This is a genomic window from Pseudomonas sp. Irchel 3H3 (assembly GCF_900187635.1).
Taxonomy (GTDB): Bacteria; Pseudomonadota; Gammaproteobacteria; order Pseudomonadales; family Pseudomonadaceae; genus Aquipseudomonas.
In genome coordinates, this window is sequence record NZ_FYEC01000006.1 from 37029 (window position 1) to 56429 (window position 19401).

At 64.2% G+C, this 19401-nt stretch carries 21 protein-coding genes; 20 read left to right on the forward strand and 1 reads right to left on the reverse strand.

Translation table 11 applies throughout. The features are described 5' to 3' along the window. Positions 1-193: 193 nt before the first annotated feature. Positions 194-628, forward strand: a complete 435-nt coding sequence (trxC, locus tag CKW24_RS09025) for a thioredoxin TrxC (RefSeq protein WP_095167175.1) — start codon at positions 194-196, stop codon at positions 626-628. Positions 629-756: 128 nt separating this feature from the next. On the opposite strand, the gene CKW24_RS09030 is transcribed toward trxC, so the two are convergent. Further along, entirely contained in the window at positions 757-1527 is a 771-nt protein-coding gene (locus CKW24_RS09030) for a ParA family protein (protein ID WP_095167177.1), read from the reverse strand. 355 nt (positions 1528-1882) lie between these two features. Between CKW24_RS09030 and CKW24_RS09035 the strand changes: the two genes are divergently transcribed. The 19 genes from CKW24_RS09035 to CKW24_RS09125 are packed head-to-tail and all read left to right on the forward strand — an operon-like array spanning position 1883 to position 19255. Further along, entirely contained in the window at positions 1883-2602 is a 720-nt protein-coding gene (locus tag CKW24_RS09035; protein WP_095167179.1) for a beta-ketoacyl synthase chain length factor, read from the forward strand. Further along, complete coding sequence (locus tag CKW24_RS09040; RefSeq protein WP_095167181.1) at positions 2578-3387, forward strand: 1-acyl-sn-glycerol-3-phosphate acyltransferase; 810 nt, start codon at positions 2578-2580, stop codon at positions 3385-3387. Before CKW24_RS09035 ends, CKW24_RS09040 begins: the two co-directional genes overlap by 25 nt. After that, positions 3368-3628: a phosphopantetheine-binding protein gene (locus tag CKW24_RS09045; RefSeq protein WP_095167183.1), complete on the forward strand. Its 261-nt coding sequence runs from the start codon at positions 3368-3370 to the stop codon at positions 3626-3628. Before CKW24_RS09040 ends, CKW24_RS09045 begins: the two co-directional genes overlap by 20 nt. A 9-nt stretch (positions 3629-3637) precedes the next feature. Continuing rightward, a complete protein-coding gene (locus tag CKW24_RS09050; protein WP_095167185.1) occupies positions 3638-3892 on the forward strand; it encodes an acyl carrier protein in 255 nt (84 codons plus the stop codon). Then, positions 3889-4434: a hypothetical protein gene (locus CKW24_RS09055; protein ID WP_095167187.1), complete on the forward strand. Its 546-nt coding sequence runs from the start codon at positions 3889-3891 to the stop codon at positions 4432-4434. The genes CKW24_RS09050 and CKW24_RS09055 overlap by 4 nt, the downstream gene beginning before the upstream one ends. After that, a complete protein-coding gene (locus CKW24_RS09060) occupies positions 4431-6113 on the forward strand; it encodes an acyl-CoA synthetase family protein (RefSeq protein WP_095167189.1) in 1683 nt (560 codons plus the stop codon). Before CKW24_RS09055 ends, CKW24_RS09060 begins: the two co-directional genes overlap by 4 nt. Next, a complete protein-coding gene (locus CKW24_RS09065; protein WP_095167191.1) occupies positions 6106-6840 on the forward strand; it encodes a glycosyltransferase family 2 protein in 735 nt (244 codons plus the stop codon). Before CKW24_RS09060 ends, CKW24_RS09065 begins: the two co-directional genes overlap by 8 nt. Beyond that, the gene (locus CKW24_RS09070) at positions 6837-7784 is read left to right on the forward strand and encodes a glycosyl transferase (protein ID WP_095167193.1); all 948 of its coding nucleotides are present in this window, start codon (positions 6837-6839) and stop codon (positions 7782-7784) included. Before CKW24_RS09065 ends, CKW24_RS09070 begins: the two co-directional genes overlap by 4 nt. Beyond that, positions 7765-9309, forward strand: a complete 1545-nt coding sequence (gene hutH / locus CKW24_RS09075) for a histidine ammonia-lyase (protein WP_095167195.1) — start codon at positions 7765-7767, stop codon at positions 9307-9309. Before CKW24_RS09070 ends, hutH begins: the two co-directional genes overlap by 20 nt. Next, positions 9302-9727, forward strand: a complete 426-nt coding sequence (locus CKW24_RS09080) for a thioesterase family protein (RefSeq protein WP_095167197.1) — start codon at positions 9302-9304, stop codon at positions 9725-9727. The genes hutH and CKW24_RS09080 overlap by 8 nt, the downstream gene beginning before the upstream one ends. Next, positions 9727-10413, forward strand: coding sequence for an outer membrane lipoprotein carrier protein LolA (locus CKW24_RS09085; RefSeq protein ID WP_095167515.1), 687 nt, complete (start codon positions 9727-9729; stop codon positions 10411-10413). The genes CKW24_RS09080 and CKW24_RS09085 overlap by 1 nt, the downstream gene beginning before the upstream one ends. Next, positions 10397-12739 (forward strand): MMPL family transporter, encoded by a 2343-nt coding sequence (locus tag CKW24_RS09090; RefSeq protein ID WP_095167199.1) that lies wholly within the window; start codon positions 10397-10399, stop codon positions 12737-12739. Before CKW24_RS09085 ends, CKW24_RS09090 begins: the two co-directional genes overlap by 17 nt. Further along, positions 12733-13893, forward strand: coding sequence for a sodium:proton antiporter (locus CKW24_RS09095; protein ID WP_095167201.1), 1161 nt, complete (start codon positions 12733-12735; stop codon positions 13891-13893). Before CKW24_RS09090 ends, CKW24_RS09095 begins: the two co-directional genes overlap by 7 nt. Beyond that, on the forward strand, positions 13880-15127 hold the full coding sequence (locus tag CKW24_RS09100) for an NAD(P)/FAD-dependent oxidoreductase (protein WP_095167203.1): 1248 nt from the start codon (positions 13880-13882) through the stop codon (positions 15125-15127). The genes CKW24_RS09095 and CKW24_RS09100 overlap by 14 nt, the downstream gene beginning before the upstream one ends. Then, positions 15124-15624, forward strand: coding sequence for a hypothetical protein (locus CKW24_RS09105; protein ID WP_095167205.1), 501 nt, complete (start codon positions 15124-15126; stop codon positions 15622-15624). Before CKW24_RS09100 ends, CKW24_RS09105 begins: the two co-directional genes overlap by 4 nt. Then, the gene (locus CKW24_RS09110) at positions 15621-16817 is read left to right on the forward strand and encodes a beta-ketoacyl-[acyl-carrier-protein] synthase family protein (RefSeq protein ID WP_095167207.1); all 1197 of its coding nucleotides are present in this window, start codon (positions 15621-15623) and stop codon (positions 16815-16817) included. The genes CKW24_RS09105 and CKW24_RS09110 overlap by 4 nt, the downstream gene beginning before the upstream one ends. Beyond that, positions 16814-17278, forward strand: a complete 465-nt coding sequence (locus CKW24_RS09115; protein ID WP_095167208.1) for a hotdog family protein — start codon at positions 16814-16816, stop codon at positions 17276-17278. The genes CKW24_RS09110 and CKW24_RS09115 overlap by 4 nt, the downstream gene beginning before the upstream one ends. Beyond that, positions 17271-17999: a 3-oxoacyl-ACP reductase FabG gene (gene fabG, locus CKW24_RS09120; protein WP_095167209.1), complete on the forward strand. Its 729-nt coding sequence runs from the start codon at positions 17271-17273 to the stop codon at positions 17997-17999. Before CKW24_RS09115 ends, fabG begins: the two co-directional genes overlap by 8 nt. Beyond that, on the forward strand, positions 17999-19255 hold the full coding sequence (locus CKW24_RS09125; RefSeq protein WP_095167211.1) for a beta-ketoacyl-ACP synthase: 1257 nt from the start codon (positions 17999-18001) through the stop codon (positions 19253-19255). Before fabG ends, CKW24_RS09125 begins: the two co-directional genes overlap by 1 nt. The last annotated feature ends 146 nt before the right edge of the window (positions 19256-19401 follow it).

Genomic DNA, 19401 nt, shown 5'->3' on the forward strand with positions numbered 1-19401 from the left:
TGAAACGCCGACCACAGAGCCGCACGCAAAGCGTCAGACTAACAGCCTGATATTGAGCGGGAAGTCAGCTCATACGCCAATGCATGTAGGGTTTATCTTTATCTGAAGAAGGTAATGCCCTACAAACTGCCTTCTTGATAAACCAGATTCCGCCACCAGATCTTCTTCATAGATTGCCTTCCGAGAACTAATCATGACGTCCCCAAGCCTCATTCCCTGCCCTGCTTGCAACGGCCTCAACCGCATCCCTGCCGAGCGCCTCGACGACCATCCAAAATGCGGGCGCTGCAAGGCCGAAGTCCTGCTGAGCAAGCCGTTTGAATTGAAGCAAGGCGACTACGCCAGCCAGATCAAGGGCGATCTGCCGCTGCTGGTAGACGTCTGGGCGGACTGGTGCGGGCCGTGCAAGTCGTTTGCACCGGTGTTCGAGCAGGCGGCCGGACAACTGGCGGGCAAGTGCCGGCTGGCCAAGCTGGACAGCGAAGCAAACCAGCAGTTGTCGGCGCAGCTGGGGATTCGCTCGATTCCGAGCCTGATCCTGTTCAAGAACGGCCGGGAAATCGCCCGGCAGAGCGGGGCGTTCCCGTTACCGCAGTTGATGGCCTGGCTGCGCAGCCAAGGCATCTGAAACAACACAGACCCTGTGGGAGCGAGCCTGCTCGCGATAGCGGACTGACATTCAATAAAGATGTCGCCTGATACACCGCTTTCGCGAGCAGGCTCGCTCCCACAGTGGTTCTGTGTTGACAGCTAGAGTCAGGCGTTTTCCAGCAGATTGTGCAGCTCAACGAATTGCTGGGTCAGCTTGTGCCGTGGATCAAGGTGGATCAGCGGCGTATTGGCCTGGTGGGATTCACGCATGCGCACCGAACTGCCCAGGTACACCGGCAACACGGGCAGGCCTTCGGCAATCAGCTCATCGAGCATCTGCTGCGGCAGGCTGGCCCGCGCCTGGAATTGGTTGACCACGATGCCTTCGACCTCCAGGCCTTCGTTGTGGTCTTCCTTCAATTCTTCGATCTCCGCCAGCAGGCCGTACAGCGCCTGCCGGGAAAAACTGTCGCAATCAAAGGGAATCAACACGCGATCGGCGGCGATCAACGCTGAAACCGCATAAAAGTTCAGGGCTGGCGGGGTGTCGAGGTAGATCCTGTCGTAGTCTTCGGCCAGTTCGTCGAGCAATTTGCGCAGCTTGTTGATCTTGTGCTTCGCCTCAAGCTTAGGCTGCAGGTCGGCCAGTTCAGCCGTGGCGGTGATCACGTGCAGGTTGTCGAACGGGGTTTCATAGATATCCACCCGGTTCTTCTTCGAGAACGGCCCGGACGACAGGGTCTGCTTGAAGAAGTCGGCAATCCCCATCGGAATGTCATTGCCGGTCAGCCCGGTGAGGTATTGAGTGGAATTGGCCTGGGCATCGAGATCCACCAGCAGGGTGCGATAGCCCTCGCTGGCGCTGACCGCCGCCAGATTGCAGGCGATACTGGATTTGCCCACGCCACCTTTCTGATTGAACACCACGCGCCGCATTGCAAAACCTCCGTGTATCAAAGAATGACCGAGTGTAGTAGGCCTCGATGCCGCTTAGCTACCTTGGCGGCAAACAGACTACAGAGTCAGCTGCAATCTCTTCGAGTTAACCAGCGCGATCTTCCAATGACTGAAGAAGTGGCTGGCAGATTTTCCCGGCGAAACCCGCAGAACTGCCCCGCCGCCGATTACTTGAGAACGCCCATCATCTACTGAACAAAATGTAACCAGCATTTGCTACAAGCCAACAGCACCGGGATAATGCGCGACACTCGGCCGCCGTGCCACGCCAGGTCAGTCGCCAATCGAAACGACTTACCGCGTCAAGGAAGCCCGCAGGGGCGGGAAGAATTCAGTGATCACATTCAGCATCGCCCAATGGCGCGCCTGGGCCCCTGGGCTCGTAAGCGTGGACGACTGGCAAGCCTGGAGCCGCCAACCGGTGGTACTCCCGGCCAGCGATGAGGCTCCCGACGTATCCTTTCTTCCAGCCATGCAGCGCCGCCGCCTGAGCCGCCTGGCCCGCATGGCCTTCAGCGTCGGCTGGCCGCTGGCCGAAGGTCGCGAGCACCTGCCATTGGTGTTCGTGTCCCGTCATGGTGAAACCCCGCGCACCTTCGAGATCCTCAGCGACCTGGCGACCGAGCAGCCGCTGTCGCCTACCCAGTTCAGCCTGTCAGTGCACAATGCGATCATCGGACTGTGGTCGATCATGCGCGGGGAAACCAGCGAAATGACCGCCCTGGCCGCCGCCGGTGACGGCCTCGAACATGGCGTGCTGGAAGCTGCGGCCCTGCTCGACGAGGGTGCACCGGCAGTGCTGCTGGTGGTGACCGAAGATCAGCCCCCCCAGGCCTACTCGCCGTGGATCGACGACGTGCCGTTTCCCTATGCCGTCGGCTTGCTGCTGACCCCCGGTAAAGACTGGCAGCTGTCCCTGAACAGCGCAGCGGATCCGTTGTCCAAAGCCCACTGGCCCCACGCGCTGAATCTGTTACCTGTGCTCCTCGGCCAGGAGACTTCTTGCCAACATGCCTGGAAAAATCGTGTATGGACCTGGCAACGCAATCCGTGACCGAAAAAACCCGCGACGCCTACTACTGGCGCCTGCTGGCGACGGCTGCCAGCTTTGCCCTGTTCGGGTTGGGCGGGCTGTGCCTGCGGCTGGTGGTTTTTCCGGTACTCGGTTGCTTGCCCGCAGATGCCCCGACCCACAGGCGGCGGGCACGCGCGACGGTCAGCCGGCTATTCTGGCTGTTTGTGCGGTTCATGGCCCGTACCGGCGTGCTGACCTACGACATCCAGGGCGCAGAACGCCTCGGCCGTCCGGGACAGATGATCATGGCCAATCACCCGTCGCTGATCGACGTGGTGTTTCTGATCGGCCTGGTGCGCCACGCCAATTGCGTGGTCAAGCAAAGCCTTTGGGAGAACCCCTTTACCCGCAGTCCGCTACGCTGCACTGAATACATCAGCAACGACGGCAGCATGGACATGCTCGATGCCGCCGCCGACGCGCTCAGGAGCGGGCAAACCCTGATTATCTTCCCGGAAGGCACACGCACCCAGCCCGGCCAGCCACCGGCCTTCCATCGTGGAGGGGCGGCCATTGCCCTGCGGGGTGCGAGCATCCTCACCCCGGTGATAATCAAGGTCAGCCCGACCACCCTGACCAAAGCCGAACCCTGGTACCGGATCCCCAAGCGCCGCGTGCACTTCAGTTTCCGCGTGGGGGCCGATATAGACCCACAAGCCTTCGCCGCGATGGGGCCTGCGCCGCAGGCCTCGCGCAAGCTCAACGACTACTTGCATCATTACTATATTAAGGAGCTCGCCGAAGATGAGCGAACTGCACCGTGAGATAAAACTGCTGATCATCGATTCCCTGGGCCTGGAGGATATCGGTGTCGATGACATTGGCGATGAGCAGACGCTCTTCGGCGAAGGCCTGGGCCTGGACTCCGTGGATGCCCTGGAGCTGGGCCTGGCGATCCAGAAAAAGTACGGCATCAAGATCGATGCCGACGCCAAGGACACCCGCAACCACTTCATCAATGTGGCGAGCCTTGCGGCGTTCGTCACGGCAAAACAGGCAGCTTGAGACCGGACCATGCAAACTCGTGACGATATTTTCAACACCTTGCGCGATGCCCTGGTCGAACTCTTTGAACTGGATCCGGCGCGCGTGAGTCTTGAATCCCACCTGTACCAGGACCTGGAGATCGACAGCATCGATGCCGTCGACCTGATCGACCACATCAAGCGCCAGACCGGCAAGAAAATCGCCGCCGAAGAGTTCAAGTCGGTGCGCACTGTCAGCGATGTGGTCGAGGCGGTCTATCGTCTGGTTCAACCGGCAGCATGAGCCCAGTGATCGGCCTTGGCCTGTTGCTCACGGGCCTGTTGTACCCCTTTGCGGTGTATTACGGCATGGCGCACTTCGCCCCGTGGCAATTCGCCCTGCTGCTGGGCAGCCTGTGGCTGGCCAGGGCCGTGACCGGCAAACGACGCCCTGGCGACGTGCTGATGGCCGGCGCAGTGCTGCTGTTTTGCCTGATGCTGGCGTTACTCGACAGCCCGGGCCTGCTGCGTTGGTACCCGGTGCTGATCAGCGGCCTGTTGCTGGGGCTGTTCGGCGCGAGCCTGAAGTACGGCCCACCGATGGTCGAGCGCCTGGCGCGCCTGCGCGAGCCGCAGTTGCCACAAAAGGCCATTAGCTATACCCGCCATGTGACGATTGCCTGGTGCCTGTTTTTCCTGTGCAACGGCCTGTGTGCTGCTGCCCTGACCCTGTGGGCACCGCTGAGTTGGTGGGCGCTGTACACCGGGCTGATTTCCTACGTTTTGATCGGTCTGATGTTTGCCATCGAGTGGCTCATACGACAACGGGTACGAGGCCACCCATGAACTGGATAAAACTTGAGCACCTGTTGCTCAAGACTCAAACACAGCGGGCCGTGACCAGCGGCCCTGCGCTCGACCACGCACGCCTGTGCGAGCAGGCGCTGAGCCTGGCTGCCGGCCTGCAGGCCCGCGGCGTGCAGCGTATTGCCGTGCACCTGGAAGACGCCGCCGACCTGGCCATCGCCCTGCTCGGCGCCTGGCGCGCCGGGGTCAGCGTACTGCTGCCTGCCGACCTGCAAGCCCAGACCCGTCAACGCTGGAGCAGTGAAGTCGAGCTGTGGCTGAGCGACCAGCCGGGTGATGCCTGTCTCGACGATTTGCGTGACCCGCCACTGGCGCCCGCCACCCTGGATCTCGATCGCTGCCAATTGAGCCTGTGCACCTCCGGCTCCAGCGGTGAACCCAAGCGCATCGACAAGTCCTTGCGCCAACTGGCCAACGAAGTCGAGGCTCTCGAGCAGTTGTGGGGCGCCGACCTGGGCGACGCCTGCCTGATTGGCAGCGTCGCCACGCAACATATCTACGGCCTGTTGTTCCGCGTCCTGTGGCCGTTGTGTGCCGGGCGCCCGTTCGTGCGCAAACAACTGGCGTTTCCCGAAGACCTGCAGCGCGCCAGTCGCGAACATCCGGCCTTTGCCTGGGTCGCCAGCCCGGCCCTGCTCAAGCGCATGGGCGACAACCTCGACTGGCCGGCCCTGAGTGCGGTGCGCCGGGTGTTTTCTTCCGGTGGCGCGCTGCCGGGCGAAGCCGCGCAAAGTCTTCACGACCGACTGCAGCAATGGCCAACGGAAATCCTCGGCAGCTCGGAAACCGGTGGCATTGCCTGGCGCCAGGGACACGAACCCTGGCAGCCCTTTGCCGGCGTCCAGCTGCGCCAGGACAGCGACGGCGCCTTGCTGATCGCCTCGCCCTACCTGCCGCCCGGTCATGTCGAACACAGTGCCGATGCCGCCCGCATCGACGCGCACGGGCGCTTCGAACTGCTTGGGCGCCTGGACCGGATCGTCAAACTGGAAGAAAAACGCATTTCCCTGCCCATGCTCGAGCAAGCCCTGGTGACCCATGACTGGGTCGCCGAAGCCCGCCTGGGCGTGGTCCAGGAAAACCGTGCCTCGCTCGGCGCAGTGCTGGTGCTCAGCGAAACGGGCCTGCATGCCTTGCGCAATATTGGTCGGCGCAACCTGACCCAGGTCCTGCGTGAACACCTCAACCAGCATTGCGAAGCCCTGGCACTGCCCCGCCGCTGGCGCTTGCTGCGACAACTGCCGATGAATGCCCAGGGCAAACTCCCGCAGAAAACCATCGATGCCCTGCTCCTGGCGCCGCGCCCCAAGGCCCCCGAGGTGCTGGAGCAGAGTGAAGACGAAGGTCAGTGGAGCCTGCAACTGGCCGTGCCCCCGGACCTGGCCTACTTCAGCGGTCACTTCCCTCTCGCGCCGGTGTTGCCGGGCGTGGTGCAGGTGGACTGGGCCTTGAAGCTGGGCCTGCAGTTGATGAACCTGCCGCAAAAGTTTGCCGGTATGGAAGTGCTCAAGTTCCAGCAACTGGTGCGCCCGGGCGATGAAATCCAGCTGCACCTGCGCTTCGACGCAACACGCGGCAAGCTGTACTTCACCTACCGCAATGCCACCGCCACCTGCTCCAGTGGGCGGATCCTGCTCGAGAGCGCAATTGATGCATAACCCTTGCGCGGTGATCCCGGTCTACAACCACGAAACCGCCATTACCCGGGTGGTCGAGGCCCTGCTGGCCGCCGATTTGCCGTGCATCCTGGTGGACGATGCCAGCAGCCCGGCCTGCGCCGCGGTACTGGATGCCCTCGGCCAACGGCCCAAGGTGTTTGTGTTGCGCCTGGGCGTCAACCAGGGCAAGGGTGGCGCGGTGATGCACGGCCTGCGCGAAGCCGCGCGCCTAGGCTTCAGCCATGCCCTGCAGGTGGACGCCGACGGCCAGCATGACCTGCAGGATGCCACGCGGTTTATCGCCTGCTCCAAAGCCCACCCCGAGGCGCTGGTCTGCGGTTACCCACTGTACGACGCCAGCGTGCCCAAAGGCCGCCTGTACGCGCGCTACCTGACGCACGTGATGGTCTGGATCAACACCCTGTCGTTGCAGATTCGCGACTCCATGTGTGGTTATCGGGTTTATCCGCTGCCACCGACCCTGGCCCTGATCGACTCGGCCAACATCGGCCGGCGCATGGACTTCGACTCCGACATCCTGGTACGCCTGGCCTGGCGCAACCAGCCCATGCTGTGGCTGCAAACCCGGGTGCACTACCCGCTGGACGGCGTTTCGCACTTTCGCCTGTTCCACGACAACGTGCTGATTACGCGCATGCACACCCGATTGTTCTTCGGCATGCTGCTGCGCTCGCCCGCACTGCTCTGGCGGCGGTGGCGCCGATGAGCGGCAACGCCGATAACAAGCACTGGGCCGACCGCGAGGAACGCGGCAGTTTCTGGTTGATGAAATTCACCGCCGGCGCCGCCAGGTTACTGGGCCGACGCGCATTGAGCCCGCTGCTGTACGGCATCGTCCTGTACTTTTTCCTGTTTGGCCGTAATGCCCGCCAGAGCGCCTGGCAGTACCAGCAGCGCCTGGCCGACTGGAGCGCTCGCGACGACTTGCGCCCCAGCCATTGGCGGGTGTTTGGCCAGTTCATGGCCTTTGCCGACTCGATGCTCGACAAGCTCGACGTCTGGAACGGCAAGCTGAGCATCGAGCAGATCGAGATCATCGACCCGGCCCTGCTGCGCAATCAACTGCGCGGTGCCCGCGGGCAACTGCTGGTGGGCGCCCACCTGGGCAATCTCGAGGTGTGCCGCGCACTGGCGGAGATCGGCGAGCGGGTCACCATGAACGTGCTGGTGCACACCAAGCACGCCGAGCAGTTCAACCGCTTGCTGGGGGAAGCCGGGGCGACCAACCTGCGGCTGATCCAGGTCAGCGAGCTGGACCCACTGACCATGCTGCAGCTGCACGAGCGCCTGGAGCGTGGCGAATGGTTGGCGATCGCCGGTGATCGGGTGCCCCTGCACGGCGGGCGCAGCGTGACCGTGGACTTCCTCGGCCATCCGGCGGCGTTCCCGCAAGGCCCGTGGTTGCTGGCCGGCTTGCTGAAATGCCCGGTCAATCTGCTGCTGTGCCTGAAGCAACCCGCGGGCCACTACCGACTGACCCTCGAACCCTTCGCCGAGGCGATACTGTGGAAACGCAGCGAGCGCGAGCAGGTCATTCATCAGTGGGCTTCCCGTTATGCCGAACGCCTGAGTCACTATTGCCTGCAAGCGCCCCAACAATGGTTCAACTTCTACCCTTTCTGGAAAGCCGATGACGACGCCCACGCTTGAGCCGGTAACCTTCGGCGAACTCCCCTTGCGCATCGAGGACGTGCTGGCCCTGGCTAACCGCCAGGCCCCTGCGCGGCTGCAAAGCGACAGCGCCTACCGCGAGCGCATCACCAAGGGCGCGCGGTTTCTCGATTCGTTGCTGGACAAGGAAGGCGTGATCTATGGCGTGACCACCGGTTACGGCGACTCCTGCGTGGTGGCGGTTCCGCTGCATCACGTCGAGGCCCTGCCCCGCCACCTGTACACCTTTCACGGCTGTGGCCTGGGCCAGTTGCTTGATGCCCAGGCCACCCGCGCCGTACTTGCCGCACGCTTGCAGTCGCTGTGCCATGGCGTCTCCGGGGTTCGCGTGGAACTGCTGGAGCGCCTGCAGGCGTTCCTCGACCAGGACATCCTGCCGCTGATCCCCCAGGAAGGTTCGGTGGGCGCCAGCGGTGACCTGACGCCACTGTCCTACGTGGCCGCAACCCTGTCTGGGGAGCGTGAGGTGCTGTGGCGCGGTGAGCGCCGCACCTCGGCCGAGGTTCACCGCGAGCTCGGCTGGGCACCGCTGGTACTGCGCCCCAAGGAAGCCCTGGCGCTGATGAACGGCACCGCCGTGATGACCGGCCTGGCCTGCCTGGCCTTCGCCCGCGCCGACTACCTGCTGCAACTGGCCACGCGCATCACCGCGATGAATGTGGTCGCCCTGCAAGGCAACCCAGAACACTTCGACGAGCGCCTGTTCGCCGCCAAGCCCCACCCAGGGCAGATGCAGGTCGCCGCCTGGCTGCGCAAGGACCTGGCGATCGATGCGCCCACCGCGCCCCTGCATCGCTTGCAAGACCGCTACTCGCTGCGCTGCGCGCCCCATGTGCTGGGCGTACTGGCGGACAGCCTGAACTGGCTGCGCTCGTTCATCGAGATTGAACTCAATAGCGCCAACGACAATCCGATCATCGATGCCGAAGCCGAGCGCGTGCTGCACGGCGGGCACTTTTACGGTGGGCACATCGCCTTCGCCATGGACAGCCTGAAGAACCTGGTGGCCAACGTCGCCGACCTGCTCGACCGCCAGCTCGCCTTGCTGGTGGACGAACGCTACAACCATGGTTTACCGAGCAACCTGTCAGGCGCCAGCGCCGAGCGGGCCATGCTCAACCACGGCTTCAAGGCGGTGCAGATCGGCACCAGCGCCTGGACCGCCGAAGCGTTGAAAAACACCATGCCGGCCAGCGTGTTCTCGCGTTCCACCGAATGCCACAACCAGGACAAGGTGAGCATGGGCACCATTGCCGCCCGCGACGCGATCCGCGTGCTGGAACTGACCGAGCAAGTCGCTGCCGCCACCTTGCTGGCCGCCCAGCAAGGGGTGTGGCTACGCGGCCAGGCAGCCGATGCCCGGCCCTTGCCGCCAGCATTGGCGGCCATGCACGCGGAGTTGGCCAAGGACTTTGCCCCGGTGATCGAAGACCGTGCCCTGGAAGGCGAGTTGCGCCTGTGCCTGCAACGAATCGGCGAACAACACTGGAGGCTGCATGCGTAGCAAGGGAGTGCTGCACCACGACACCGAGATCCTCGTGCCGTTCTTTGACGTCGACAGCATGCACGTGGTCTGGCATGGCCATTACGTGAAGTACCTGGAGATCGCCCGCTGCGCCCTGCTCGACAGCCTGGGCCACAACTACAAGGCCATGCAGGAATCTGGCTACGCCTGGCCGGTGATCGACCTGCAGTTGCGCTACGTGCGCGGCGCCGTGTTCGGCCAGCGGCTGAATGTGCGCGCCAGCCTGGTGGAGTGGGAAAACCGTCTGAAGATCAGCTACCTGATCAGCGACCTCGCCAGCGGCGAGCGCCTGACCCGTGCCTGCACGGTGCAGGTCGCCGTCGACCTGGCCAGCCGCGAGATGCAACTGGCTTCGCCCAACGTGTTCACCGATGCCGTCACGAGAGCCCTCGAATGATGCACACCCCCCCTGTAGGAGCGAGCTCGCTCGCGAAAGTCATCAACGATAACGCTGCACGCCTGGTATTGCGACGCGTCCTCAGGTTCTTCGCGAGCAAGCTCGCTCCTACCGGAATGGGGGTATTACTGAGCTTCAGCGCACAGGCATTCGACCTGCAACAGCTCAGCACTCAACTCGCCAAACCCACGGTAATCCACGGCCAGTTCATTCAGGAAAAACACCTGCGCGCCCTGCCCCAGCCGCTGACCAGCCAGGGCAGCTTCGTGCTGGCCAAGGATCACGGCTTGCTCTGGTTGCTCAAGACTCCGCTGCAGCAGGATTACCGCATCACCGCCCAGGGCATCGCCCGGCGTGACGCCAACGGCTGGCAGATGCTGCCGGGCAAAAGCGCCGGTGCCGAGCAGAACCGTTTGTTCCTCGCGGTGCTGCAAGGTGACAGCAGCGGCCTGCAGCGTGATTTCGAACTGGCGCTCAGTGGCGATGCACAGCGCTGGCACCTGACCCTGACCCCGCGCTCGCTGCTGCTCAAGCAGGTATTCCAGCAAATCAACATCGACGGCGGTGAACTGGTACAGCGCATCGAACTGCTCGAAACCCAGGGCGACAGCACCCTGCTGCGCATGCAGGACAGCACCGCCAATCAACCTCTCAGTGACGCGGAGCAACATGACTTTGCCCAGTGAACGCAGGCTGCCCTGGCTGTTCCTGGGCCTGCTGCTGGGCGTGCTCGCGCTCGGCGCCTGGCAATGGCGCGACGGTGCGCCCTTGTCGGCCAACCTCATGGAACTGGCGCCCGGCACCACTCCTGACGCGCTGGAACTGCGTGCCGAACAGCGCATGCAAGAACCGCTGAACCGGGAAATGCTGGTGCTGGTCGGCCATCAGCAGCGCAGTCAGGCCATCCAGATGGCGCAGACCCTCGGCGCTCAATGGCAGGCCAGCGGTCTGTTCGAAAAGGTCCAGTGGGATCTGCAAGCCGATCTGCCGGCCCTGCGCAGCCAACTGCTGTCAGGTCGCCTGGCCATGCTGTCGAAGACCGACCGGCAACAATTGCTGGAACAGCCGGACGCCTTTATCCAGCAACGCCTGCAAGCCCTGTTCGACCCCTTCAGCAGCTTTAGCCTGGTGCCCAGCCAGGACGACTGGCTGGGCCTGACCGGGCGTATCCAGAACAGCCAACCGCAGCGCGGCGTGGTGCAGCTGGACATCGGCAGTGGCGCATTGATTGCCGACGCCAACGGCAAGAGCTGGGTCCTGCTGCGGGCCCGCACCACCGGTAATGCCTTCGACATGCAACTGCCGCTGCAAGTGGCCGAGCTGCTCGAACGCAGCCGCGAGCAGGCCGCCAAGGCTGACGTGCAACTGCTCGCGGCCAGCGGCCTGCTGTATGCCGCTGCCGGTCAGCAGCAGGCGACCCGGGAGATGACCTGGGTCGGCGGCGGCGCCACCCTGGGGATCTTGCTCCTGCTGTTGCTGGCTTTCCGCCGCTGGCGGGTGCTGCTGGCGTTCGTCCCGGTGCTGGTGGGCATGTTGTTTGGCGCGGTGGCCTGTGTCGCGCTGTTTGGCCACATGCATGTGATGACCCTGGTCCTGGGTTCCAGCCTGATCGGGGTGGCGGTGGATTACCCACTGCATTACCTGTCCAAGAGCTGGAGCCTGAAACCCTGGCGCAGCTGGCCGGCCTTGCGCCTGACCTTGCCGGGGCTGACCCTGAGCCTGCTCACCAGTTGCATTGGCTACCTGGCCCTGGCCTGGACACCCTTCCCGGCCCTGACCCAGATCGCCGTGTTCTCGGCCGCCGGACTGCTCGGCGCCTATCTGTCGGCGGTGTGCCTGCTGCCGGCGCTGCTCAAGGGCCTGGAGTTGAACCCGGCGCAGTGGCCGCTGCGGATCTGCGAAGGACTGCTGAACCTGCGCGAAGCCCTGCTCAAACACCTGCGCACCCCCGTGTTGCTCGCGCTGCTGCTCGCCTTCTGTGTCGGTGGCCTGTTGCAACTGCACACGCGCAACGACATTCGCCAATGGGTCGGAGCGCCCGCGCAACTCACCGAAGAGGCGCGGACCATCGCGCAGATCACCGGCTTTCAGCCCACCAGTCAGTTTTTCCTGGTGCGGGCCGCCAACCAGGAACAATTGCTCGAGCGCCAGAGCGCCTTGAGCGAACGCCTGGAACAACTGGTCAACCTGGAAAAACTCCAGGGTTTCCTCGCGCTCGATCAACTGGTCAGTGCCCCCAGCGTGCAGCAGCAGGTGCGCGAGGCGTTGGCCAAGCTGCCCCAGCACTGGCAGCCCTTGCTGGCCCTCGGCATCTCGAACGAGGCGCTGCAGGCAGAACTGGCGGCGTTGCAGGCGCTGCCGCTGCAGGATATCGATGCCGCGCTGCTGGGACCGCTGGCTGAACCCTACCGCACCCTCTGGCTGGGCCCAAACGCCGAGGGCGTAGCGGCCATGGTCAGCCTGCAAGGCTTGAACGACCCAGCATTACTGCGGGTGCAGACCCAGGACTTGCCCGGCGTGGTGCTGGTGGATCGCCTCGGCGACCTGAACCAGGTATTCGCCGCCACGCAAATCAGCGCCGCCGAGTTGAAGCTCGCTTCCTGCGTGCTGATCGTGCTGGTGCTGATTCTGCCCTTTGGCCTGGGCGGCGCCCTGCGCATCGTCCTCCTGCCGTTGCTGGCCGCCTTGTGCAGCCTGGCCAGCCTGGGCTGGCTGGGGCAACCCTTGACCCTGTTCAGCCTGTTCGGCCTGCTGCTGGTAACGGCGATCAGCGTCGACTATGCGATCCTGATGCGCGAACAGGTGGGTGGCGCGGCGGTGAGCCTGCTCGGCACCCTGCTGGCGGCGCTGACCACCTGGCTGTCGTTCGGCCTGCTGGCGGTGTCTAGCACCTCGGCGGTGAGCAACTTCGGCCTGGCGGTGAGCCTGGGGCTGGTGTTCAGCTTCATCCTCGCACCGTGGGCGGGAAGCCAGGCCCACACGGCGCCACGCCGGGAGCCGCAAGCATGCTGATTGCCCTGTTCTGGCTCCTGGCCCTGGCGCTGTTCGCCGCGGCCACCTACCTCGGCCGACACCTGGGCCTGATTCCGATCGTCAGCCAGTTGCTGCTGGCCACCTTTGGCCTGCCGTTGCTGATGTACTTCTGGATCGAGCCGGGCTGGCAGCTCACGGGTGCCGAACTGATTGGCCCCGGGTGGCTGAAAAACCTCTACAGCCTGGGTTTTGCCTTACTGCTGGGGCATATCCTCAGCGACGTGATCGACCTGCGCCTGGACCGCCAGAGCCTGAAAATCGCCCTGCCGAGCTTTTGCCTGCCCTTCGCCTGCGGCCTGGCCACGGCCATCTGGCTGCTGCCAGCGCAACCCTGGATCAGTTCCCTGGCGGTCGGCCTGCTGTTCGCGATCACCGCGATCCCGGTGCTGTACCTGTACCTGCGCCACATCGGCTATCCCGCGGCTGCGACCCGACGCCTGGTGCAAACGGCGATCCTCATCGACTTGACCTGCTGGACCCTGTTCGCCGTAGCCCAGGGCAGCCTGCACCTGAGCAGCCTGTTGCTGCCGTTGGCCGGCGCGTGCACGCCGCTGCTCCTGCGCCTGCTCGGGCTGCGCCAGCCGCTGATCTACAGCGCCGGGTTTTTCCTGTTGCTGGTAGTGGCCGAGCACTACAAGCTCAACGCCCTGATTCTCGGCATCGGCTACCTGCTGTTGATGGCCACCATGAAAATCGCGCTGGTGCTGCCCCTGCCGGCGGTGTGGATGAACCGTGTGCAGACCTGGATCGCCATCCCGCTGATCCTGACCTTCGGCATTGTGCAGATCGACGTGCACAGCGCCCTCGACAGCCTGGGCTGGGGTCAATTGCTGGCCTTGCTGCTGTTGCCGATCGCCAGCAAATTGCTCGGCAACTGGCTGGGCCTGGGCTGGGCCGGACTATCCTTTGCAGGTGCCAGCCGTTGGCGCGAATCTGTGCTGCTGAATATTCGCGGGTTGAGCGAGATCGTCTTTCTCAACCTGCTGCTGCAACAACAGCTCATCAGTGGCGCGCTGTACTTCGCGCTGATGCTGATGGGTCTCGTCGCGACGCTACTGCCGGCCTTGCTCGGCATGCACCGCGCCCCCGGAAATAGCGCCGCTACGGCAAGGAGTCCACGTGCCAACCGTTGAAATAGAACAGCGTCAGGTAGTGATCATCGGCGCCGGCCCCTCGGGGGCGATTGCCGCCGCGCTGCTCAAGCGCAAGGGCCACGATGTGCTGGTCATCGAACGCCAGCATTTCCCGCGATTTTCCATCGGCGAGAGCCTGCTGTGTCACTGCCTGGACTTCGTCGAAGAAGCCGGCATGCTCGATGCGGTCAACGCCGCCGGGTTCCAGCTGAAGAACGGCGCCGCCTTCGCCTGGGGCGAGCACTACAGCGCCTTCGACTTTGGTGACACCTTCACCGCCGGCAAGCCGACCACCTTTCAGGTGCAGCGCGCCGACTTCGACAAGTTGCTGGCCGACCAGGCCGCCTTGCAAGGGGTGGAAATCCGCTACGGCGAGGCCATCGTCAGCGTCGATGTCGAGCGCCCGCAACCCCTCCTGCAGGTACTGCGCGAGGACGGCAGCCAGTACCCCGTGCAAGCCGCCTTCATTCTCGACGCCAGTGGCTACGGCCGCGTGCTGCCGCGCTTGCTCGACCTCGAAGTGGCGTCGAACTTTCCGCTGCGCCAGGCAGTGTTCACCCACGTGCAGGACCGGATCGACAGCCCGGCGTTCGAGCGCGAAAAAATCCTCATTACCACCCACCCGACCCAACGCGATATCTGGTTCTGGACCATCCCGTTCAGCAATGGCCGCTGCTCGGTGGGCGTGGTCGCGGCCGCCGAGCATTTCGCCGGGCGCAGCGCCGACCTGGATGCCTGCCTGCAAGGCTTCATCGCCGAAACCCCGAGCCTGGCCAAGGTTCTGCAAAACGCCGTGTGGGACACCGAGGCCCGGACCATCGGCGGCTACTCGGCCAACGTCAAGACCTTGCACGGGCCGGGGTTTGCCCTGCTGGGCAATGCCGCGGAGTTCCTCGACCCGGTGTTTTCCTCCGGCGTGACCATCGCCATGCGCTCGGCGAGCATGGCCGCCGCGGTCCTCGATCGCCAACTACAGGGGCACAGCGTCGATTGGCAACGCGAGTTCGCCGAGCCCCTCAAACGCGGGGTCGACACCTTCCGCTGCTATGTCGAAGGCTGGTACAACGGCACCTTCCAGGATGTGATCTACCACCAGGGCGGCACCGTGGAGATCCGTCGCATGATCAGCGCGATCCTCGCCGGCTATGCCTGGGACGAACGCAATCCGTTTGTCAGCGAGGCCCGGCGCCGGCTGAAAATGATCTCGCAGTTCTGTGCCCGGGATGCCACATGAGCCAGCGTGACCTTGTCGCTCGCCTGATGCTGCTGGGCGCTGCCTTGCTGCTGAGCGCATGCGCCGGCCAACCACCTCTGCCCGCGGGGCAACCGGCGTTGGCGCTGCCGCTGCAACTGCACGTGCAACAATCGCAGGACCAGCAACGCCAGGATTGGGTGCTGGTGATCCAGCGTGAAGACCCCGGGATTCGCTGGTCAATGATGGACTTACTGGGTATCCCCCAGGCACGCCAGAAACTGGTCAACGGTCAGTGGCAGGCTGACGGCCTGCTGCCGCCCAACCCGCAAGCCCGGGAGCTGTTCGCCGCGTTACTGTTTGCCCTGACGCCGCCAGACCAGTTGCAAGCCAACTATCCCAGCGCCTGGCAGCATGGCGCGCAACGTTCGCTGCCCACGCGCTGGGACGTACGTTATGCCCAGCCCCTGAACTTTCAGCTCAGCCTGCCCAAGGGCCCGACCTATCAGGTCACGCCACTTCGCGGGGACACCCCATGACGGCTTACCTCAACGCCCTCGGGCTGGTCTGCAGCCTCGGTCGCGGACAGCAGGAAGTCGCGCGCAACCTGTTCGCCGGGGACGGCTCGGGGATGCGTGTCGAGTCGGGCTGGGTGCCACAGCGCGCCCTGCCGGTGGCGGCAGTCCAGGGCGAACTGGCAGCTATTCCCGCTCATCTGCGCCAGCACGCCAGTCGCAATAATCAGCTGTTGCTGGAAGCGGCGCTGCAGATCCGTGCCGACATCGACCAGGTCATCCAGCGCTACGGAGCGCAGCGCATCGCAGTGGTGCTGGGCACCAGCACCTCAGGGATCGACGAAGCCAGCCAGGGCCTGGCCACCTATCTGCGGGACCGGCGATTCCCCGCTGATTATGACTATCGGCAACAGGAACTGGGCGCCCCGGCGGACTTCCTCGCCGACTGGCTGCAACTGCGCGGCCCGGCCTATGTGATTTCCACCGCCTGCACCTCCAGCGCCCGCGCCCTGCTGAGCGCCCAACGCCTGCTCGACCAGGGCCTGTGCGACGCGGTGCTGTGCGGCGGCGTCGACAGCCTGTGCAAGCTGACGCTCAACGGTTTTTCGGCCCTGGAAGCGGTGTCCGAACAACGCTGCAATCCGTTCTCCGTGAACCGCAATGGCATCAACATCGGCGAGGCGGCGGTACTGTTCCTGATGACCCGCTGTGCCAATGAGCAACCGACGCTGGCCCTGCTCGGTGGTGGCGCCAGTTCCGATGCACACCATATTTCCGCCCCCGAGCCCTCCGGTCGCGGCGCCCGGCAAGCGATGCACAAGGCCCTCGACCGTGCCGGCCTGCAGCCCGGGCAAATCAGCTACCTGAACCTGCACGGCACCGCGACCCAGCACAACGATGCGATGGAAAGCCAGGCCGTGGCCAGTCTGTTCCCGGCCGGCGTACCGTGCTCCTCGACCAAGCCCCTGACCGGCCACACCCTGGGTGCCGCCGGCGCCCTGGAAGCAGCGTTCTGCTGGCTGAGCCTGGGCGCGGACAACCCCGGCCGCGTCCTGCCTCCTCACCTCTGGGACGGCCAGCCGGACCCAGGGCTGCCAGCACTGCAATGGGTGACGCCGACCGATCGCCTGGCGTCCATTGGTCCGCGCTACCTGATGAGCAACTCCTTCGCCTTCGGTGGCAACAACGTCAGCCTGATTATCGGAGACGCACCATGATTGACTGGCCGCTCGCCGAACTGCTGCCCCACGCTGGCGACATGATCCTCATCGACCGGGTCCTGGGGTTCGACGAAGAACAGATTCACACCCAACTGACGGTCAAGCCAGACGGCCTGTTCAACCATCCGGACGGTAGCCTGCCGGCCTGGGTCGGCATCGAGCTGATGGCCCAGAGCGTCGCCGCCTTTGCCGGTTGCCAGGCCCGGCGCCGCGGCAATCCCGTGGAGCTGGGGTTCCTGCTCGGTACCCGCAAGTTCGAATGCAACGTCGAGCATTTCCCGGCCGGCACCGAACTGACCATCCACGCAATCCGCTCCCTGGAAGACGACAACGGCATGGGCGTGTTCGAATGCCATATCCACGGCACCGGCATTCACGCCAGCGCTCGTCTGAATGTGTTCCGACCGCCCCAGGCGGCTCAATATCTCGATCAATCCAAGGAGTCCAGTGATGACTGAATTCGTACTGGTCACCGGCTCCAGCCGTGGCATCGGCCGCGCCATCGCCCTGCGCCTGGCGCAGGCCGGGCATGACATCGTGGTCCACTGCCGCAGCGGTCGCGCCGAGGCCGACGCGGTCCAGGCCGAGATCGAGGCCCTCGGCCGGCGCGCCCGGGTCCTGCAGTTCGACGTCGCCGACCGAGCCCGGTGCAAAACCGTGCTGGAGGCCGATGTCGAGGCCCATGGCGCCTACTACGGCGTGGTGCTCAACGCCGGACTGACCCGCGACGGTGCATTCCCTGCCCTGAGCGAAGAAGATTGGGACCAGGTCATGCGCACCAATCTCGACGGTTTCTACAACGTACTGCACCCGGTGATGATGCCGATGATCCGCCGCCGCGCCGCCGGCCGGATCGTCTGCATTACGTCGGTGTCGGGCTTGATCGGCAATCGCGGGCAGGTCAACTACAGTGCCTCCAAGGCCGGTCTGATCGGCGCGGCAAAAGCATTGGCGATCGAGCTGGGCAAGCGCAAAATCACCGTCAACTGCGTCGCACCCGGCCTGATCGACACAGCCATGCTCGATGACAACGTGCCGGTGGAAGAACTGATGAAAATGATCCCCGCACAACGCCTGGGCACCCCACAAGAAGTGGCTGGCGCGGTGAATTTCCTGATGTCGGCGGAAGCCTCGTACATCACCCGCCAGGTACTGGCCGTCAATGGAGGCCTGTGTTGATGAAGCGCGTCGTCGTCACCGGCATGGCCGGCATCACCTCCCTGGGTAACGACTGGGCAACCATCGCCGGCCACTTCAAGGCCAACCACAGCGGCATCCGGCGCATGCACGAGTGGGATCGGTTCACCGAGCTGAACACCCGGCTGGCCGGCCCCATCGATGACTTCAAGGTGCCGGTCCACTGGACCCGCAAACAGCTGCGCAGCATGGGCCGGGTGTCCCGCCTGGCAGTTGGCGCGGCCGAACGGGCCCTGGCCGACGCTGGCCTGCTAGGTGACGAGTCGATCAAGGACGGGCGCATGGGTGTGGCCTGCGGCTCATCCACCGGCAGCACCGACGAGATCAAGGCCTTCGGCAACATGCTGCTCAACTCGGTGGCCGAAGGGCTCAACGCCAACTCCTACGTGCGCATGATGCCGCACACCACGGCAGCCAATATCAGCATCTTTTTCGGCCTCACCGGGCGCCTGATCCCCACGTCCAGCGCTTGCACCAGCGGCAGCCAGGGCATCGGCTACGCCTATGAGGCGATCAAGTTCGGACGCTTGCCGTTGATGCTCGCCGGCGGCGCCGAAGAGCTGTGCCCGACCGAGGCCATGGTGTTCGACGCGCTCTACGCCACCAGCCTGAAAAACGATGCGCCGCAATCCAGCCCACGGCCCTACGACACTGCGCGCGACGGCCTGGTGATCGGTGAGGGTGGCGGCATGCTGGTGCTTGAAGAACTTGAGCACGCGCTGGCTCGTGGTGCGCATATCCACGCCGAAGTAGTCGGTTTCGGCAGCAACGCCGACGGTCAACACACCACCCGTCCAGAACAGAGCACCATGCGCCGGGCCATGGAGTTGGCGCTAGAGGACGCCGGCCTGGAGCCAGCAGCGATCGGCTACGTAAACGGCCACGGCACCGCCACCGAACAGGGTGACATCGCCGAAACCCTGGCCACCAGCAGCCTGTTCGGCAACCGCATGCCCATCAGCTCGCAAAAGAGTTTCCTGGGCCACACCCTGGGCGCCTGCGGTGCCCTGGAGTCCTGGTTCAGCATTGAAATGCTCAACAGCGACGAATACGCCCACACCTTCAACCTCGACCACGTCGATCCCCAGTGCGGCGCGCTGGACTACCTGCGTGGCGAGTTCCGGCAGATGTGCAACCAGTACGTGATGAACAATAATTTTGCGTTTGGCGGGGTGAATACTTCGTTGATTTTCAAGCGCTGGTCCATGCACTCGGGAGCTGGCTTGCCAGCGGCATAACGGTGGCCATTGTTTCGCTGGCAATCGAGCGCCAGAGGGATCGTGCAAGTGGTGGCCAGCTGTTAAATACTGTTGCCGCGATATCGCTCACAGGAAAGAGCATATTGCGGCAAGTGTAGACCGGGTAAGATCCTCTGTCTTTTGTT

Excerpts from the sequence above, each read along its gene's own strand:
- fabG (WP_095167209.1), top strand. The coding sequence starts at position 17,271 with ATGACTGAATTCGTACTGGTCACCGGCTCCAGCCGTGGCATCGGCCGC.
- CKW24_RS09095 (WP_095167201.1), top strand. The coding sequence starts at position 12,733 with ATGCTGATTGCCCTGTTCTGGCTCCTGGCCCTGGCGCTGTTCGCCGCG.
- hutH (WP_095167195.1), top strand. The coding sequence starts at position 7,765 with ATGACGACGCCCACGCTTGAGCCGGTAACCTTCGGCGAACTCCCCTTG.
- CKW24_RS09050 (WP_095167185.1), top strand. The coding sequence starts at position 3,638 with ATGCAAACTCGTGACGATATTTTCAACACCTTGCGCGATGCCCTGGTC.
- CKW24_RS09055 (WP_095167187.1), top strand. The coding sequence starts at position 3,889 with ATGAGCCCAGTGATCGGCCTTGGCCTGTTGCTCACGGGCCTGTTGTAC.
- CKW24_RS09085 (WP_095167515.1), top strand. The coding sequence starts at position 9,727 with ATGCACACCCCCCCTGTAGGAGCGAGCTCGCTCGCGAAAGTCATCAAC.
- CKW24_RS09045 (WP_095167183.1), top strand. The coding sequence starts at position 3,368 with ATGAGCGAACTGCACCGTGAGATAAAACTGCTGATCATCGATTCCCTG.
- CKW24_RS09065 (WP_095167191.1), top strand. The coding sequence starts at position 6,106 with ATGCATAACCCTTGCGCGGTGATCCCGGTCTACAACCACGAAACCGCC.
- CKW24_RS09080 (WP_095167197.1), top strand. The coding sequence starts at position 9,302 with ATGCGTAGCAAGGGAGTGCTGCACCACGACACCGAGATCCTCGTGCCG.
- CKW24_RS09070 (WP_095167193.1), top strand. The coding sequence starts at position 6,837 with ATGAGCGGCAACGCCGATAACAAGCACTGGGCCGACCGCGAGGAACGC.
- CKW24_RS09115 (WP_095167208.1), top strand. The coding sequence starts at position 16,814 with ATGATTGACTGGCCGCTCGCCGAACTGCTGCCCCACGCTGGCGACATG.
- CKW24_RS09030 (WP_095167177.1), bottom strand. The coding sequence starts at position 1,527 with ATGCGGCGCGTGGTGTTCAATCAGAAAGGTGGCGTGGGCAAATCCAGT.
- CKW24_RS09090 (WP_095167199.1), top strand. The coding sequence starts at position 10,397 with ATGACTTTGCCCAGTGAACGCAGGCTGCCCTGGCTGTTCCTGGGCCTG.
- trxC (WP_095167175.1), top strand. The coding sequence starts at position 194 with ATGACGTCCCCAAGCCTCATTCCCTGCCCTGCTTGCAACGGCCTCAAC.
- CKW24_RS09040 (WP_095167181.1), top strand. The coding sequence starts at position 2,578 with ATGGACCTGGCAACGCAATCCGTGACCGAAAAAACCCGCGACGCCTAC.
- CKW24_RS09110 (WP_095167207.1), top strand. The coding sequence starts at position 15,621 with ATGACGGCTTACCTCAACGCCCTCGGGCTGGTCTGCAGCCTCGGTCGC.
- CKW24_RS09060 (WP_095167189.1), top strand. The coding sequence starts at position 4,431 with ATGAACTGGATAAAACTTGAGCACCTGTTGCTCAAGACTCAAACACAG.
- CKW24_RS09105 (WP_095167205.1), top strand. The coding sequence starts at position 15,124 with ATGAGCCAGCGTGACCTTGTCGCTCGCCTGATGCTGCTGGGCGCTGCC.
- CKW24_RS09125 (WP_095167211.1), top strand. The coding sequence starts at position 17,999 with ATGAAGCGCGTCGTCGTCACCGGCATGGCCGGCATCACCTCCCTGGGT.